Origin of the sequence: Stenotrophomonas sp. 3diitr2024, from assembly GCF_042136455.1 — a bacterium.
In the GTDB taxonomy this organism is placed as follows: Bacteria; Pseudomonadota; Gammaproteobacteria; order Xanthomonadales; family Xanthomonadaceae; genus Stenotrophomonas; species Stenotrophomonas sepilia.
The window spans coordinates 1-316 of record NZ_JBHHMJ010000816.1 but is presented as its reverse complement, the minus strand read 5'-3'; the positions used below and the strand labels follow the sequence as shown (position 1 = coordinate 316).

Here is a 316-nt window from a genome sequence, read left to right as displayed (position 1 = left end):
AGCAGCGGCAGGTCGGCGGTGCTGTCGGAATAGGCGATATCGATGTCGCCATAGCCGCGCTCGCGCAGCATGCGCATCTTCTCTTCGTTGTGGCAGTGACGGGTGGGACCGACGCCGCGTACGCCTGCGCCGAAGGCTCGGCCTGCAGGGCACCCTCCAGCGCTGGCGCGGCCTGTGGCTGTAGTGCCAGCGCTGGCAGCAGGCGCTCGGGCTGGTAAGGATCGGCCACGGTGGTGACCTTGGTCGCCGTGGTACCCACCACCAGCGCGTTGCCGCCGGCAGTGTAGACATTCATGATGCCGCCGTCCTGGATCAC

At 67.7% G+C, this 316-nt stretch carries 1 pseudogene; it reads right to left on the bottom strand.

What is annotated here, in order from left to right:
* Positions 1 to 107: pseudogene (locus ABGA94_RS21825) on the bottom strand (haloacid dehalogenase); the annotation flags it as partial.
* Positions 108 to 316: the final 209 nt, after the last annotated feature.